Source organism: Halomonas jincaotanensis (assembly GCF_018448785.1).
Lineage (GTDB): Bacteria > Pseudomonadota > Gammaproteobacteria > Pseudomonadales > Halomonadaceae > Halomonas > Halomonas jincaotanensis.
Genome location: NZ_JAHCLU010000001.1, coordinates 447,177 through 461,767 on the forward strand (window position 1 = coordinate 447,177; position 14,591 = coordinate 461,767).

Here is a 14,591-nt window from a genome sequence, read left to right on the forward strand (position 1 = left end):
TTCGCTCATTTCCTCTCACCCCATCTCACCCCAGCAAACCCACATACGCCGCCATTAGCGGTTCGCCGGCCAGCAGCGCGATCCAGCCGGCCATGGCCAGGTAGGGCCCGAAGGGCATCGGCATGCCGCGCAGCCGGGGCACGGTCAGCTGCACCAGGATGCCCACCACCGCGCCGACACCGGCGGACAGCAGCAACAGCATCGGCAGATATTGCCAGCCCAGCCAGGCGCACAGCGCCGCCAGCAGCTTGAAGTCGCCGTAGCCCATGCCCTCCTTGCCGGTGACCAGCTTGAACAGCCAGTAGACGCTCCACAGCGACAGATAGCCCGCCATGGCGCCGATGACCGCCGAGGGCAGCAGCAGCGGGTTGAAGAGCAGCTGATAGAGTAGCCCGGCCCACAGCAGCGGCAGGGTCAGCGCATCGGGCAGCAGTTGCGTCTTCAGGTCGATCACCGCCATCGCCAGCAGCGCCAGGCAGGCGCCGAGAACGAACAGCCCCTGCAGGGTCGCCCCGAAAATCCCCACCACGGCCAGCGTCAACACGCCACCCGCAAGCTCGATCAGCGGATACTGCGGGCTGATGCGCGCATCGCAATTCGCACAGCGGCCGCGGCGCTTGAACCAGCCGACCAGCGGAAGATTGTCGTGCCAGGCGATCGGCGCCTCGCAGGACGGGCAGATCGAGCGCGGCGTGACCAGGTTGAACGCCGGCTGCGGCTCGTCGTCCAGTTCCAGCGCCTCGCGCGCCTCGGCGCGCCAACTGACCATCAGCATCACCGGCAGGCGGGTGATCACCACATTGAGAAAGCTGCCCAGGCACAGGCCGATGAACGCCACCAGGGGCCAGAGCAGTTGAGGGGGAAGGTCAAGCAAGAAAGACTCCTAGAGCACGCTGCCCAGTTGGAAGATCGGCATGTACATCGACACGACCAGGCCGCCGACCATCACGCCGAGCACCACGATGATCAGCGGTTCGAGCAAGGACGTCAGCGCATCGACCTTGTTGTCGACCTGCTCCTCGTAGTAGTCCGCCACGCGGTTGAGCATGGCGTCAAGCGCGCCCGATTCCTCGCCGATGCCGACCATCTGCACCGCCAGCGCCGGGAAACGCTCGGTCAGGCGCATGGCGAAGTTTAGCTGCTGGCCGCTGGACACGTCCTCGCCGACCTGCTCGATGGCGCGCTCGTAGACCTTGTTGCCCGAGGCGGCGCCGGCGGTGTTGAGCGCCTCGATCAGCGGCACGCCGGCGCCGAAGGTGGTCGCCAGCGTTCGGGAATAGCGCGCCACCGACGATTTATCGAGGATGTCGCCGAGTACCGGCACCTTGAGCGCGAAGGCATGCATGCGATAGGCGAAGGTCTCGGAGCGTTTCATGCCCTGGCGGATGAAGGTGATGAAGCCCATCACCCCCAGCACGCCCCACCACCAGTAGGCCTGGGCGAATTCCGACATCGCGATGGTCATGCGCGTCATCGCCGGCAATTCGGCGCCGAAGCCCGCGAACAGGCTCTCGAACTGCGGCACCACCTTGATCAGCAGCAGGGCGGTCACCCCCAAACCCACCGAGATGACCGCGGCGGGATACCACAGCGCCTTCTTGACGCGCGCCTTGAGCGATTCGATCTTTTCCTTATAGGTGGCCACGCGTTCCAGCATGCTGTCCAGCGAACCGGACTGCTCGCCGGCGGCGATCAGGTTGACGAACAACTGATCGAAGTAATCGGGATGTTGCCGCAGCGCCTCGGAGAAGCTGGCCCCGGCGGCGACCTCGTTCATCAGCTCCTGGACCAGCGCGCTCATCGCCGGCTTCTCGAGGCTCTCGGCGACCACCTCGAAGGCCTGCAGCACCGGCACGCCGGCACGGATCATGGTCGCCATCTGGCGGGCGAACAGCATGATATCGCGCGGCTTGATCTTGCCCGCGCCGCCGAGCCCGCCCTTGCGGCGGATCGACGACACCACCACGTTCTGGCCGGCCAGCGTCTTCTCGACCTCGCCCTTCTTCGCGGCGATCAGCTGGCCGCGCACCTTGCGACCGTTGGGCCCCTTGCCGGCCCAGTTCCAACGGTAGAGCTTCATCTTTGCCGGTTTCTTCGCTGCCCGAGTGGCCATTGTTATTCCTAGGTGAGTGAGTCTTTGCCTGAAAAGTCGGCGAGCGAAGGCCAGACAAGGCAAAAATTGGCGAAAAGGCGGAGTCTACGTTTTGTAAATGAGTACTTTGAGCCGATTTTTAACGCCGTATGACCGAGCGCAGACAGTTTTCGGGTAAAGATTAGTCCTTGGTGATCCGATTAACTTCCGAAAGACTGGTCAACCCCTGCATCACCTTGAGCAGCCCGCTGCGGCGCAGGTCCGGGTGGCCCTCCTCGCGGGCGATGCGGTCGAAGTCCAGCGAGTTGCCCTGCTTCATGATCATCTGGCTCATGTTGCTGCTGATCGGCACCACCTCGTAGACCCCCACCCGGCCCTTGTAGCCCTGGGTGCACTGCTTGCAGCCCACCGGCTCGAAGATGGTCGCCTGGTCGACCTCGGCGTCGGTGAAGCCCTGCTGGCGCAGCACCTCATGGGGAATTTCCGCCGGCTGCTTGCAGTGCTTGCACAGCTTGCGCGCCAGGCGCTGGGCGATGATCAGGCTCACCGAACTGGCGATATTGAAGGGCGCCACGCCCATGTTGGCCAGGCGCGTCAGGGTTTCCGCCGCCGAGTTGGTATGCACCGTGGAGAGCACCAGGTGGCCGGTCTGCGAGGCCTTGACGGCGATCTCGGCGGTTTCCAGGTCGCGGATCTCGCCGACCATCACCACGTCCGGGTCCTGGCGCAGGAAGGCGCGCAGCGCACTGGCGAAGTCCAGGCCGATCCTCGGGAGGATATTGACCTGGTTGACCCCCGGCACCTTGATCTCCACCGGGTCCTCGGCGGTACAGATGTTGCGCTCCACCTCGTTGAGGATGTTGATGCCGGTATAGAGGGTGACCGTCTTACCGCTGCCGGTCGGCCCGGTGACCAGGATCATGCCCTGCGGGTCGTCGAGCACCGACTCGTACATCACCTTCTGCTCGGCGGTGAAGCCCAGCTGCTCGATGCCCATCTGCGCCGAGGCCGGGTCGAGGATCCGCAGCACGAGCTTTTCGCCGTACACCGTGGGCAGCGAGTTGACGCGAAAGTCGATCGAGCGGTTGCTGGAGATGCGCAGCTTGATCGCGCCGTCCTGCGGCAGGCGCCGTTCGGAGATGTCGAGCCGCGACATGACCTTCATCCGCGCGGCGATGCGCGTGCGCATGGCGAAGGGCGGGTGGGCCACATCGTGCAGGATGCCGTCGATGCGAAAGCGCACCCGGTAGCTGGTCTCGTAGGGCTCGAAATGAATGTCCGAGGCCCCGCGACGAATCGCGTCGAGCAGGATCTTGTTGACGAACTTGATGATCGGCGCGTCGTCGCCCGAGGCGGCGTTGATCGAGGTGGCGTCGACCTCGTTGTCGGCGGGCTCTTCCCCATAGCCCAGTTCGCCGACGGCGTCGTCCACCCCCTGCATGTCGTCGAGCATGTTCTGTTCGTGCTGCGCCAGGTAGTTCTCGAGCACCGGGCCGAGCTGGTCGACCGGGGCGAGTATGCCTTCCGGCGACAGGCCGGTGGCGAACTGCAGCTCGTCGAGCTTCGCCAGGGTGGACGGGTAGGGCACCGCCACGGTCAGCGAGTGGCCGCGGCGCTTGAGGGGCAGCACGTTCAGGCGGCGCAGGATCTTTTCCGGAAAGTCGCCGGGCGGCGGCAGGCCGTCGGCGCGCAGGGCGTCGAGATCGATGATCGGCAGGCCGTATTCCCACGCCGCGGTGAGCGTGGCCTGGCGCGCCGGCACCATGCCCGATTCGATCACGTGCTGCAGCAGCGACAGCTCCGACTCGCGCGCCTCCTGCTCGGCCCGCTCCGCCGCCGCGGGCGTCATCAGGCCGTCACTCACCAGCCGCTTGGCGAGGCCGCGCAAGCCGGGGGCGTGTCGCGCGTTGCCCCCGGGTGGCTTGTGGTAGTCATTCATGGCGTCTCATGAGTACGGAAAAGGTACGGAAAAAGTGCGGAAAATCATGGGCATTTCTCTCGAGTCCAACGCCCGGCCCCCAGCGCTTAGCGAGGGCTTTCCACTTCTTTTCAACCTTGTGTATGCCGATAATAATGCCAGTCGTGCCACGATGTTCATACTGGTGAAGAAAAAACTTGCATTCGTCTCTAATGTAATTTAATGTAATTTACAATTTACCCTTTTGGCATAGAGGCCATTTCTATAGTACAAGGTGATGGTGCATGCGCCTAAGGGAAAAGACTGACAAAGCTGAAGAGACGGTTGACGTGCGCAGGCGGTTGGTCAAAGTCTTTAGTAGCAAAAATGCATCAAGACAGCCCCGGGCGAGCACCAGAAGCGCCGAAAGGGGAAGTCACGAGAACCAGGCAGGACCGTAGTCGTCGAGACGTCGCAGGTAGGCCCGGCAGCACGGAGGTTGCCACCAGCAGCAAAAACAACCGGTGGTGATTCTTGTGCCACCCAACGCAACGCCGCAACGGCCACACGCAATCCAGAGCCAACGGTCAACGGCAACGAACGAGTAGGGGTACTTACATGAAGAGCATGAAGAGCATGATGGCAAGGGGCAAGCCGATGCCGATCAACAAGGCGCAGGGCGGTTTTACGTTGATCGAACTGCTGATTGTCGTCGCGATTATTGGTATTTTGGCGGCGATAGCGATACCGCAGTACCAATCTTACGTTGATAGAAGTAATGCGAACGCAGCGCACTCTGAAGCCTCGGCATATCGGACACCTGTCGAAGCCGCAATACTAGATGATAATTTACTTAGTACGATTGATACTCCTGCAAGTGTAACAATTACAGAAGATACTACCGCCGCTAACGCACACACTATTGTTTCTACGAAAACAGGTGGTACTGTAACTTTAACTAGGGGTACTGGTGGTTGGACCTGTGTAAATACATTTGATACTGCCTTAAGTAACTGTGGTGATTAATTAACTTCTTTGCTTAGGGCTAATCCTTAGGGCTAATCGGGGACAGTCCCCCATTTCCCACCTAGCCTGAACTAACCAGCGGCCGGCAGAGATGCCGGCCGCTGGCGTTTGTTCGGGCTGATCGCGGGCTAATCGGGGACAGACCCTCATTTCCCAGACCCCGCATTCCTGCCTGGTTACCAGACAGTCCTGACATGTCGGTAGGTGGTGATCTTTTCATCGGCTGTCACCAATACGGCATTGAAGTGTCGAGCCAGGGCCACGATCATTCGATCCGCCGGGTCCTTGTGAAACTTCCCTGGAAGCCGGGTTGATTCAACGGCGGTGGCGACGTCGACGGCGACATAACGTACACCCTCGATCTCCTCGACGGTTTCCAGCCAGTCATCAGAGTTCATGGATAGGCTAAGGCGTCCCTTGTGAACGAGTCGCGCTATCTCCCAGGCTGAGATGGCTGAAATCAGGATTTTCCCATCACTCGCCTGTCTTTCATACTCAATAGCCTCCAGCGCCTTCTCCCACTGGCTCGAAGGGATCCTGCAGTTCGATAACGCTGCCGCGCAGTTGCTCAAGAGGGGAGCGCTCATCAGATTTATACCTTCGCACCTCGATGGCTGGACGCCCCTTGTCAGTCACTATGATGGACTCGCCCGAGGCTTCGATCTGGCGGAAGAATTCAAGTGCTTTTGCCTTGAACTGTGACTTTGAGATTTCTTCGGAGTGCATAGGTATACCCTAGTCATCTTGCCTAGTCGCCAAGCTAGCGCCATCTGATGACTGGCGCAAGGGAGAAAATCAGGGAGAAAATCGGGTCGACAGACCTCCATTTCCCATTGCGGGCACATTGCGTGGATAATCGTGAAGATGGCGATGTCGAGGTAGTGAACTACGAGGATTACCACTGAGGTACTATCGATGTTGATGCACAACCCCCCTCATCCTGGCGAAGTTATCAGGGAGCTATGCCTGGAACCCCTTGGATTGTCGGTAACCGCGGCAGCTGAAGCGCTCGGCGTCAGTCGCAAAACGCTGAGCGCGGTGCTGAACGGAAAAGCCGGCATTAGCCCAGAAATGGCAATCAGGCTTTCTATCGCGTTCGATACGTCGGCGGAGAGCTGGCTGACTCAGCAATCCCAGTACGAACTCTGGCATGCCGAACAGCGACGCCAGGATCTTAAAGTGAAGAAGCTGGTTGCGGTATAGCCCGCGTGTCCAGCCTGGATGATTTTCGCTATCGGGACCGATGGTGGGTGATTGACATTGCAGGCAATAATCTGCGTCTGATTGCCTTTATTTCATTTGAACAGCAGACGCTATATATCAAGCATATCGTGACGCACGCCGAGTACGACAAGCTGTGCCGAGAATATGCCAGAGGGACTAGCCAATGAATGCCCTGGCCAGTATCGAAGATGTCAAGAGTGTGTTCCGCACTGTGCCGTTTCTGACGCATATTCGCACGGAGCAAGAGTATCAGGACGCTCTCGCGCTCGTGGACGAACTCATCGAGGATTTTGACAGCAACGTGGCGCTTATCGAGCGGTTGAGTGATGTCATCGAGGAGTGGGAGAACACCGACCCCGATTTCGTCGAGTTCAATGCGGGTGTCGCTGCGCTGGATTCCGTTGATATGCTCAAGTTTCTGATGGAGCAGCGCGGGCTTGGTATCGCCGATTTGCCCGAGATCGGCAGCAAGTCGCTTGTGTCCAAGATTCTCAACCGTCGCGGACGCGAATTGACGCGTCGTCATATCGAGGCCTTGTCGAGGCGTTTTGGCGTCAACCCTGCGCTTTTCTTCGGGAAAGGCGGCTAATCAGGGACAGACCCCCATTACCTTCTGTAACTCAGGTCGATCCGACGCGGCAGGCCGGCTCCTGGAGGCGACCGCGGGAATCGAACGACACGGATATAATCGAGCTCACCGATGCATGGCGCGGCGGGCACAAGGAGGGGATGAGCATGTTCAAGGAGTTCAAGGAATTCGCCGTGCGCGGCAACGTGGTCGACATGGCGGTGGGCATCATCATCGGCGGGGCCTTCGGCACCATCGTCTCGAGCCTGGTCAACGACATCCTGATGCCGCCGATTGGCCTGCTGCTCGGCGGGGTGGATTTCTCGGACCTGTTCCTTGTGTTAAAGGGAGATGGCCCCTATGCCACCGTGGTTGATGCCGCTGCGGACGGCGCAGTGACCGTCAACTACGGCCTCTTCGTCAATAACGTGATCAGCTTTTTGATTGTCGCCTTCGCGGTGTTCTTGTTGGTAAAAGGCATCAACCGCCTGCGGCGCCAGCAGGCCGAGGCGCCCACGCCGCCAACCGCGCCACCGGAAGATATCCTGCTGCTGCGCGAGATACGCGACGCGCTGCGCAAGGAGCGTTGAAGTTTTGCGATATCATGCCACCTGTACGGCATGCACCTCGAAGTCTACCTTCAGCGTCTTGCGTACTGCACCGAGAATAGCGGCAAGGTTATCCATTCCCGGATTTCCCGACGCCGACAACATCCGTTGCAGGCTCTTGCTGGGGCGACCGGTGGCATCGGCCAATGCTTCAAAGCCTATCGTGGCGTTGACCAGATCACGCAGCATCAAACGGGCCGTGTCCGCCTCGCCGTTGAGAAACAAGGTCACCGCCTCATCCAGCATGACTTTCGCAAACTCGGGATCGCGCTGAACGCGCTCGATGATGGTTGACTTGAAGTCACGGGTCAGTGCCATGTCATTTCTCTCCCTTCTTCGCTTCCTGTTTGCGGCGCTTGTACTCATCACGCAGCGTTTTTGCTTGGCGGATATCAGTTTGTTGCCGCTTCTTGGTGCCTCCACCAAATAGAACGATCAACGCGTCACCATCCCGTGCCAAGTAGATACGGTATCCTGGCCCCCAGTCGATACGGAACTCACCAATGCCATCAAACCACTTGATGTTCGAGGTGTTACCCATCGACATGCGATACTCGGCAGTGGCCACCTTGGCTGCCGCTTGTGCATCGAGCTCATCAAACCATTCTCGATAGGGGCTGATGCCATCTTCGCGGATGTATTCCTGGAGCTCGATCCTCATGCTCAAAAGGTAACATATGTGTTACCTTTTCGCAAAAGGGTATCTTTCCGAGGTGGCGGCGAAAGTGCAACAGCGCTGAGCAGCGTTCACTTCCCACACGATGCCCTCGCCAGCCCCCCCGCGGACCGGCGCCGTGACCGTCAACAACGTGATCAGCTTTTGATCGTCGCCTTCGCGGTGTTCCTGCTGCTGCGCGAGATACGCGACGCGCTGCGTAAGGAGCATTGACTCTTGGAGAGCCGCGCCACTCATACTGACGCTGAGGGCGGATTTGGCGCTGTTATGTGACAAGTGGAGGGAAATTCATGGTCATTACTGATGACGTTATCCAGCAGGCAGAAGCGCGTATGGCGGCCGAACGCGACCATGCTCATGCGACCAACGCTCGATACGATCGCCGGAATAAGCGGGTCATCGTTCGCCTTCATTCGGGGTTGGAGCTTGCCATTCCACCGCTCTTGGTGGAGGGTCTTGCAGACGCTTTGCCGGATGCCTTGGCCGAGATCGAGATATCGCCGTCCGGGCTCGGCCTACACTGGCCTCAACTCGATGCTGACCTGTACGTGCCAGCCCTCCTGGAAGGTAAGTTTGGCTCCAAGCAGTGGATGGCTCGCCAGCTCGGTGCCGCAGGTGGCCGCAGCCGCAGTCAAGCCAAGCGCAATGCCGCCAAGGCAAACGGCGCAAAAGGCGGGCGGCCGCGTAAGGTTCGGGAGTAACAGCCTGTCGGACTTGACGCTGTCACGGTTGGTCGTAGTGCCCGCCAATGGCGAAAATGTAGATGGATTTGTCGTCGAACCGGTAGATGAGCCTGTCCTTCTGTGAGATACGCCTCGACCACAAGCCCGACAAGCTATGTTTGAGCGGTTCAGGTTTGCCGATGCCAGTTGAGGGGTCGTCAGAGCGGAGCATTTCTTTCAACAATCTACAGAGAGCCTTGTGTAGTTTTTTGTCTGTTTCACGCATCTTTTCATAGGCGTCCCAGGTGCCACCCTCAAATACCAGTGATCTCATTCATCTGCTCATCATCAGGTGTGTATCCCAGGTCTTTGCCGTGGGTGTCGAGGGAGGCCGCAATCTGTTGCATCAGATCGCGATTCTGAAGAACATGCAGGGTTTCTTGCTCCCTTTCCCAGTCTTCAGCACTGACAATGACAAACGCCTCGCCGGCACGACGCGTCACCTTGAGGGGTTCGTGCCTGCTAATAACCTGTTCGACAAGGCTTTTCAGGTTGTCTCTGAATTTGTTTACACTGATTACGTCCATAACCTCTCCGTTGCGTACGGAAACTCCGTACAACTCTATCGCAATGGCGCTGACAATGCCAAGCACAGCGGCACCTTTTTCGTTGCGGGGTCGCCGCTACGTCTTCTCTTCGTTTCGGTCGCCAGCCCCGGTGGGGGATATGGCAAACTAGCCATCCCCGACGACATCAAGGACCCGCATGGCGTATTTCATGGTGATGGGCGGCCTCTTGCTGTCCGTTAGTTTTACCCTTGGCTGGATCGTGTGGCGCAGCGGCCAGTGGGCGCTCGGGCGCATGCCGGGCAGCAAGAGGGTGGCGCGTCGCAAGCAGCGGCCGGTGACGCCAAAGAAGGCCGTGCCAAGGAAAGCCGCGGCCAGCAAGGCGACGGCGGCAAAAGCGACCCCTCGAAAACCCGCCGCACCGCGTGCCCGCAAGCCCGCCAAACCGGCCGAGCCCTGGGGGCTGACGGTGTGGCTTTCGCACTGGCGCTTCGCGGTGCCGCTTTCGCTGCTGGCGTCATTGCTCTACGGCTTCACCCGCCTGGCGCAATTCGGCATGACCCAGCGGCCGAGCGAGGTGCCCGCGGGCTACCACGGCCTGGTCAGCGTGCTCGGCTGGGCCGCCGTGGGGCTGCTGGGGCTCGCGGCGATCAATCTGCTGGCGCGCTGGCGGTGTTATCGGGCCAGTGCGAAATAGCAGTACAAAGGTGGGACTGGCGAACGTGGATACTGGCTGATACGTACAGAAATGAGTACAATGACTCGATTAAATGGAGGTCATTATGGACACAGTCACTTATAGCCATTTTCGTAGCCACCTGGCCAAGGTTCTGGACCGGGTCAACGACGACCACGTGCCGGTACTGATCACGCGCCAGAACGGTAAGCCGGCCATCGTGATGTCGGTAGAGGACTTCAAATCCTACGAAGAGACTGCCTACCTGATGGCAAGCCCACGTAACGCGCAGCGCTTGAATGAGGCCATCGCCGAGGTAGAGCGGGGCGATGGTTTGGAACACGAACTACTTGACCCATGATGCTGAGTTGGGCCGGTCATGCCTGGGAGGATTACCTCTATTGGCAGGCGCGTGACAAGAAGACCCTCAAGCGAATTAATACACTGATCAAGGATATTCAGCGCCAGCCGTTTGGCGGCCTGGGCGATCCCGAACCTCTACGCCATCAATGGTCCGGTTATTGGTCACGTCGGATCGACCGGGAGCATCGACTGGTTTACAAGGTCATGGATCATGCCATCGTGATCGTCCAGTGTCGTTATCATTACTGACTCCATAAGTTGGCGGGGAGCTTGGTGTCTCCCATTTGCTAGAGTTTATCCGCAAACCCTACATATAAAGGCCCCGCTATGCACGATGCCCCGATCTTCCTGCCGCTGCGCGAGCAGCACGCCAGGCTGCGCAGCGGCACCTTGAGTGCTGCGCAACTCGCCGAGGCGGCGGCCGCGAACTTTGCCCGGCGCGGCGAGCACGACCATGCCTATGTGACCTGGAATGGTGAGGCGGCGGTGAAAGCCGCGGCGGCGACCGACGCGGTCCTCGCCGGTGGCGGCGATAGCGGTGCCATGATGGGCATTCCGATCTCGATCAAGGATATCTACGCCGTGGCGGGCCTGCCGACCTACGCCGGGTCATCGCAGCGCCTGCCCGAGCGCTGGGAGCGGCCCGGCCCGATGATCTCGGCCTTGATGCGCCAATTGCCCAGCGTGATGGGCAAGACGCACACGGTGGAATTCGCCTTCGGCGGCCTGGGCACCAATGCGCACTGGGGCGCGCCGCGCAATCCCTGGGATCTGCGCGACCACCGCGCGCCGGGTGGCTCGAGTGCGGGCGCCGGGGTCTCGCTGGTCAGCGGCACCGCTGCGCTGGCGCTGGGGACCGACACCGCTGGCTCGGTGCGGGTTCCCGCCTCGATGACCGGGGTGGCGGGGCTCAAGACTACCGCGGGGCGCTGGTCGACCCAGCAGATCGTGCCGTTGTCGACGACCCTGGATACGCCCAGCTTGCTGGCGCGTAGCGTCGACGACCTGGCCTTCGCCTTTGCGGCCCTCGACGGCGATTTGGCCGGTAAACGAACCGGCATACCGGCAACGCCCGATCTCGCGGACCTGACCTTCGGGGTGCCCGAGGCCTTCTTCTGGGACGATTGCAGCCCGGGCATCGCCGAGGCGGTTCAGGCGGCGATACGCCAGCTCGAGGCCGCCGGGGCGCGGATCGTCAAGCTTGACCTGCCCCGGACCGACGAAACCTTCGCGCTGTTCCAACAGGGCGGCCTGGCCGCAGTCGAGCTGGCGGCCTTCCTGCATACCGAGCTGCCCGAGATGATCGCCACGCTCGATCCCAATGTGGCGGCCCGGGTCAAGGCCGCCGATGACATGCCGGCCTGGGAATACGTGCGTCGACGAGGCGTGATCGAGTCGCTATGTGCCAGTGCCGCGGCAAGCCTGGCCGGGGTCGATGCCTTGCTGTCGCCGACCGTTGCCATCACGCCCCCGACGCTTGCGAGCCTGAAGCAGGAAGGCGCCTACCCCAAGGCCAACATGCACGCGCTGCGCAATACCGTGGTGGGCAACTTCATGGGGCTTTGCGCGCTGACCTTGCCGGTGGGCAAGGACGCGGCGGGCATGCCGGTCGGTTTGCAGGTGATGGCCGCGCCCTGGCAAGACGCGCGCCTGCTGGCGCTCGGGCAGGCCATCGAAAACCAGCTCGGCAACGGTCTCGAGATTCTTGGGGTGCCGCCCTGGGAGCGCTAAGCAAGCTTTTCATGCGTGGCGATGCCGCGCATGATGGTCGGTGGGAATCGGCGAGCATCGACGGGAAATAGGGAAAGGCTGAACTCAAGGAGATGAGATGACGACTACCGCTCATTCGAGACGGTCCTGCGGGTATGCCGCACTCGTGGGGATCGGCACCATGGCGGCCGTCGATGAAATTATCTTTCACCAGTTACTTCAGTGGCATCACTTTTTCGATCACGCCACCCCAGCGATTGGCATCGTCTCTGACGGCCTCTTGCACGCTATGGAGTTGATGGCGCTGGTGGCGGGGTTTTTCCTCCTGATCGTTCTCGCTCTTCAACAGCGCTTGATCGCTCGCCTGGCCTGGGCGGGCTTTTTCATCGGTGCGGGTGGTTTTCAGTTATTCGATGGCGTCGTCAGCCACAAGATACTGCGCATCCACCAGATTCGTTATGACGTGGACTTGCTCGTCTATGACGTTACTTGGATAGCCTCCGGCCTCGTGCTGTTATTGATCGGCATAGGGCTGTATCGCCGCCATGTACGTCGTGCATGAACCCGTTGTGTTACTTGTTTTCATACCGGGTTTCATAGAGAACTTTCTGAGTCGACTGGAGCGGGCCCGTGCCTTCCACGATTGCCATCTCCATTATCGCCATCGGCACGATTGTCTATCTGCGTGCCGCCCGCCGTCAGTCGCAGGCCGGTAAGCACTGGAGCGTCTGGCGCCAGCTTTCATTGGTCGCCGGCAGTCTGCTGCTGGGGGTGGCGTTGTCCGCGCCTGTCATGCGGTGGGCGCATCACGACCTGGTGGGCCACATGGCCCAGCACCTGGCGATCGGCATGCTGGTGCCCTTGGCTTGGGTGCTTTCCGCTCCCGTGACGTTAATGCTGCGTGTGCTGCCCGTCGCTGCGGCGCGAGGTCTCGTTGGCCTGCTGCAATCGTCGCCGGCGCGGCGCTTGTCGCATCCCGTCAGTGCCGCGCTCCTCAACATCGGTGGCATGTATGTCTTATATCTGACGCCGCTCTTTGCCGCGTCGATGCACACGCCTTGGCTGCACTATTGGATGCTGGGGCATTTCCTGATTGCCGGGTACCTGTTCTGCTGGTCGATCCTGGCCGCGCCCGATGTGTCGCCGCACACGGTGAGCCTGCGTGTCAGAGGGAGCGTTCTTTTTCTATCGATTGCCGCGCATGCGATGCTCGGCAAGCTGATGTATGGCTATCAATGGCCACGCCACACGACTCATGGGATCGAAGAGATTCAGGCGGCTGCCCAGCTCATGTACTACGGAGGCGATGTTGCCGAAGGCCTGCTCGCACTGGCCTTTTTTGCCCTCTGGTACGGGAAGACCGCTCCACGGGTCGTTCGCCTGACGCCTGGGGTTCACAGCAGTCGGCATATTCGCTGAAGGCATCGAGTGCGTAATGTGATGAGCCAATTCAGCATTGATGGATGATCGCATCATCGTTACCTTTGGCAGGGAGAAATACGTATCAATCACAGTATTGCTAATAAAGGAATATGGCATGCGAAATACCCAAGATCTCTTTCCCACTCGCCTGGAGCGAAAGCTGGGAATGTTCGAGCGTATCGACCCGGTGGTCTATGGCGATGAGTCCCAGCTCTCGGACGGGCCATTGAGCAAGGCTGAAATTGCTGACTACGAAAAGAATGGCTTCCTGTCGTTCGAAGGCTTTTATGACAGCGAGAAGATGGAAGCCTTTCTTCAGGAACTCCGCGACTACGAGGACGATTCCGACCTGAAGCTTTCCGAGGGCACGATACTCGAGCCCGGGCGGGAAGAAATTCGTACCATCTTCGGCATTCACGACGTGTCCGAGCGTTTCAGCAAGCTAACCCGGGACCCGCGGCTTCTGGCCATCGTCAAGCAGTTGCTGGGCAGCGACGTGTATATCCATCAATCGCGGATCAACTACAAGCCCGGTTTCAAGGGCAAGGGGTTCGAGTGGCATTCCGACTTCGAGACCTGGCACAGCGAAGATGGCATGCCGCGTATGCGGGCCCTGAGTTGTTCCATCGTGCTTACCGATAATGGCGAGTTCAATGGGCCGCTGATGCTGATACCCGGTTCGCATCGTTACTTCGTGCCTTGTGTCGGCCGTACGCCCGAGGACAACTACAAGGAATCACTGAAGAGCCAGGAAGTCGGCGTGCCCCCGGCGAGCGGCCTGCGTGAGTTGATGCTGGAGAACGATATCGTGGCGCCCAAGGGGCCGGCCGGCTCGCTGGTGATATTCGAGTGCAATACCATGCACGGCTCGAATATCAATATGTCCTGTTGGCCGCGGAGCAATCTGTTCTTCGTTTACAACAGCGTCGAGAACACTCTCGAGAACCCCTTCTGCGGTAATCGTCCGCGGCCGGAGTTCCTGGCTAACCGCTCCGACTGGGACCCGCTCGAACCCAATGACGAGGCGTTCTAGTCCACTTCCCTCACCTTATTGCCACTCCCCGTCACCCAACCGTTAGTCGCGACTCGCCAGTCGCGACT

General features: G+C 60.2%; 21 protein-coding genes and 1 pseudogene. 13 read left to right on the forward strand and 9 right to left on the reverse strand.

Annotation, left to right across the window (positions count from 1 at the left end; all coding sequences use genetic code 11):
• Nucleotides 1-25: 25 nt before the first annotated feature.
• The 3 genes from KG088_RS02130 to pilB all read right to left on the reverse strand — a co-directional run bounded on the left by KG088_RS02130 (nucleotide 26) and on the right by pilB (nucleotide 4,031).
• Nucleotides 26-874 (reverse strand): prepilin peptidase, encoded by an 849-nt coding sequence (locus KG088_RS02130; RefSeq protein WP_213823827.1) that lies wholly within the window; start codon nucleotides 872-874, stop codon nucleotides 26-28.
• Between the two features lie 9 nt (nucleotides 875-883).
• Entirely contained in the window at nucleotides 884-2,113 is a 1,230-nt protein-coding gene (locus KG088_RS02135) for a type II secretion system F family protein (protein WP_213823828.1), read from the reverse strand.
• A gap of 160 nt (nucleotides 2,114-2,273) precedes the next feature.
• Nucleotides 2,274-4,031 (reverse strand): type IV-A pilus assembly ATPase PilB, encoded by a 1,758-nt coding sequence (gene pilB, locus KG088_RS02140; protein ID WP_213823829.1) that lies wholly within the window; start codon nucleotides 4,029-4,031, stop codon nucleotides 2,274-2,276.
• A 615-nt stretch (nucleotides 4,032-4,646) separates the two neighbouring features.
• Between pilB and KG088_RS19990 the strand changes: the two are divergent.
• Nucleotides 4,647-4,767: pseudogene (locus tag KG088_RS19990) on the forward strand (prepilin-type N-terminal cleavage/methylation domain-containing protein); the annotation flags it as partial.
• Nucleotides 4,768-5,191: 424 nt separating this feature from the next.
• Here the strand turns inward: KG088_RS19990 and KG088_RS02150 are convergent.
• Nucleotides 5,192-5,602, reverse strand: a complete 411-nt coding sequence (locus KG088_RS02150; protein ID WP_213823830.1) for a type II toxin-antitoxin system VapC family toxin — start codon at nucleotides 5,600-5,602, stop codon at nucleotides 5,192-5,194.
• Nucleotides 5,511-5,741, reverse strand: a complete 231-nt coding sequence (locus tag KG088_RS02155) for a type II toxin-antitoxin system Phd/YefM family antitoxin (protein ID WP_250147999.1) — start codon at nucleotides 5,739-5,741, stop codon at nucleotides 5,511-5,513. The genes KG088_RS02150 and KG088_RS02155 overlap by 92 nt, the downstream gene beginning before the upstream one ends.
• 189 nt (nucleotides 5,742-5,930) lie before the next feature.
• Here KG088_RS02155 and KG088_RS02160 point away from each other — a divergent pair, with 189 nt between their 5' ends.
• The 4 genes from KG088_RS02160 (at nucleotide 5,931) to mscL (ending at nucleotide 7,397) form a co-directional block, all read left to right on the forward strand.
• Complete coding sequence (locus KG088_RS02160; RefSeq protein ID WP_213823831.1) at nucleotides 5,931-6,218, forward strand: HigA family addiction module antitoxin; 288 nt, start codon at nucleotides 5,931-5,933, stop codon at nucleotides 6,216-6,218.
• 5 nt (nucleotides 6,219-6,223) lie between these two features.
• Nucleotides 6,224-6,406: a type II toxin-antitoxin system HigB family toxin gene (locus KG088_RS02165; protein ID WP_319941368.1), complete on the forward strand. Its 183-nt coding sequence runs from the start codon at nucleotides 6,224-6,226 to the stop codon at nucleotides 6,404-6,406.
• Complete coding sequence (locus KG088_RS02170) at nucleotides 6,403-6,828, forward strand: helix-turn-helix domain-containing protein (RefSeq protein ID WP_213823832.1); 426 nt, start codon at nucleotides 6,403-6,405, stop codon at nucleotides 6,826-6,828. The genes KG088_RS02165 and KG088_RS02170 overlap by 4 nt, the downstream gene beginning before the upstream one ends.
• A 140-nt stretch (nucleotides 6,829-6,968) precedes the next feature.
• Nucleotides 6,969-7,397 carry a large-conductance mechanosensitive channel protein MscL gene (mscL, locus tag KG088_RS02175; protein ID WP_213823833.1) on the forward strand — a complete coding sequence of 143 codons (429 nt, stop codon included), beginning with the start codon at nucleotides 6,969-6,971 and terminating at the stop codon, nucleotides 7,395-7,397.
• 12 nt (nucleotides 7,398-7,409) lie between these two features.
• On the opposite strand, the gene KG088_RS02180 is transcribed toward mscL, so the two are convergent.
• Nucleotides 7,410-7,733, reverse strand: coding sequence for a helix-turn-helix domain-containing transcriptional regulator (locus tag KG088_RS02180; RefSeq protein WP_213823834.1), 324 nt, complete (start codon nucleotides 7,731-7,733; stop codon nucleotides 7,410-7,412).
• A gap of 1 nt (nucleotide 7,734) precedes the next feature.
• Nucleotides 7,735-8,076 carry a type II toxin-antitoxin system RelE/ParE family toxin gene (locus KG088_RS02185; protein WP_213823835.1) on the reverse strand — a complete coding sequence of 114 codons (342 nt, stop codon included), beginning with the start codon at nucleotides 8,074-8,076 and terminating at the stop codon, nucleotides 7,735-7,737.
• Between the two features lie 305 nt (nucleotides 8,077-8,381).
• Between KG088_RS02185 and KG088_RS02190 the strand changes: the two genes are divergently transcribed.
• A complete protein-coding gene (locus KG088_RS02190; protein WP_213823836.1) occupies nucleotides 8,382-8,792 on the forward strand; it encodes a DUF2442 domain-containing protein in 411 nt (136 codons plus the stop codon).
• A gap of 22 nt (nucleotides 8,793-8,814) precedes the next feature.
• Here KG088_RS02190 and KG088_RS02195 read toward each other — a convergent pair whose 3' ends face one another.
• The gene (locus tag KG088_RS02195) at nucleotides 8,815-9,087 is read right to left on the reverse strand and encodes a Txe/YoeB family addiction module toxin (RefSeq protein ID WP_213823837.1); all 273 of its coding nucleotides are present in this window, start codon (nucleotides 9,085-9,087) and stop codon (nucleotides 8,815-8,817) included.
• Nucleotides 9,068-9,340 carry a type II toxin-antitoxin system Phd/YefM family antitoxin gene (locus KG088_RS02200; protein ID WP_213823838.1) on the reverse strand — a complete coding sequence of 91 codons (273 nt, stop codon included), beginning with the start codon at nucleotides 9,338-9,340 and terminating at the stop codon, nucleotides 9,068-9,070. The genes KG088_RS02195 and KG088_RS02200 overlap by 20 nt, the downstream gene beginning before the upstream one ends.
• Before the next feature lie 178 nt (nucleotides 9,341-9,518).
• Here KG088_RS02200 and KG088_RS02205 point away from each other — a divergent pair, with 178 nt between their 5' ends.
• The 7 genes from KG088_RS02205 (at nucleotide 9,519) to thpD (ending at nucleotide 14,523) form a co-directional block, all read left to right on the forward strand.
• Entirely contained in the window at nucleotides 9,519-10,016 is a 498-nt protein-coding gene (locus tag KG088_RS02205) for a hypothetical protein (RefSeq protein ID WP_213823839.1), read from the forward strand.
• 85 nt (nucleotides 10,017-10,101) lie between these two features.
• Entirely contained in the window at nucleotides 10,102-10,356 is a 255-nt protein-coding gene (locus KG088_RS02210) for a type II toxin-antitoxin system Phd/YefM family antitoxin (protein ID WP_213823840.1), read from the forward strand.
• Complete coding sequence (locus KG088_RS02215) at nucleotides 10,353-10,607, forward strand: Txe/YoeB family addiction module toxin (RefSeq protein WP_213823841.1); 255 nt, start codon at nucleotides 10,353-10,355, stop codon at nucleotides 10,605-10,607. The genes KG088_RS02210 and KG088_RS02215 overlap by 4 nt, the downstream gene beginning before the upstream one ends.
• A 78-nt stretch (nucleotides 10,608-10,685) precedes the next feature.
• Complete coding sequence (locus tag KG088_RS02220; protein ID WP_213823842.1) at nucleotides 10,686-12,089, forward strand: amidase; 1,404 nt, start codon at nucleotides 10,686-10,688, stop codon at nucleotides 12,087-12,089.
• 97 nt (nucleotides 12,090-12,186) lie between these two features.
• The gene (locus tag KG088_RS02225) at nucleotides 12,187-12,630 is read left to right on the forward strand and encodes a DUF2243 domain-containing protein (protein ID WP_213823843.1); all 444 of its coding nucleotides are present in this window, start codon (nucleotides 12,187-12,189) and stop codon (nucleotides 12,628-12,630) included.
• Between the two features lie 68 nt (nucleotides 12,631-12,698).
• Complete coding sequence (locus KG088_RS02230; RefSeq protein WP_213823844.1) at nucleotides 12,699-13,487, forward strand: cytochrome c oxidase assembly protein; 789 nt, start codon at nucleotides 12,699-12,701, stop codon at nucleotides 13,485-13,487.
• A 118-nt stretch (nucleotides 13,488-13,605) separates the two neighbouring features.
• Entirely contained in the window at nucleotides 13,606-14,523 is a 918-nt protein-coding gene (gene thpD / locus KG088_RS02235; protein ID WP_213823845.1) for an ectoine hydroxylase, read from the forward strand.
• The last annotated feature ends 68 nt before the right edge of the window (nucleotides 14,524-14,591 follow it).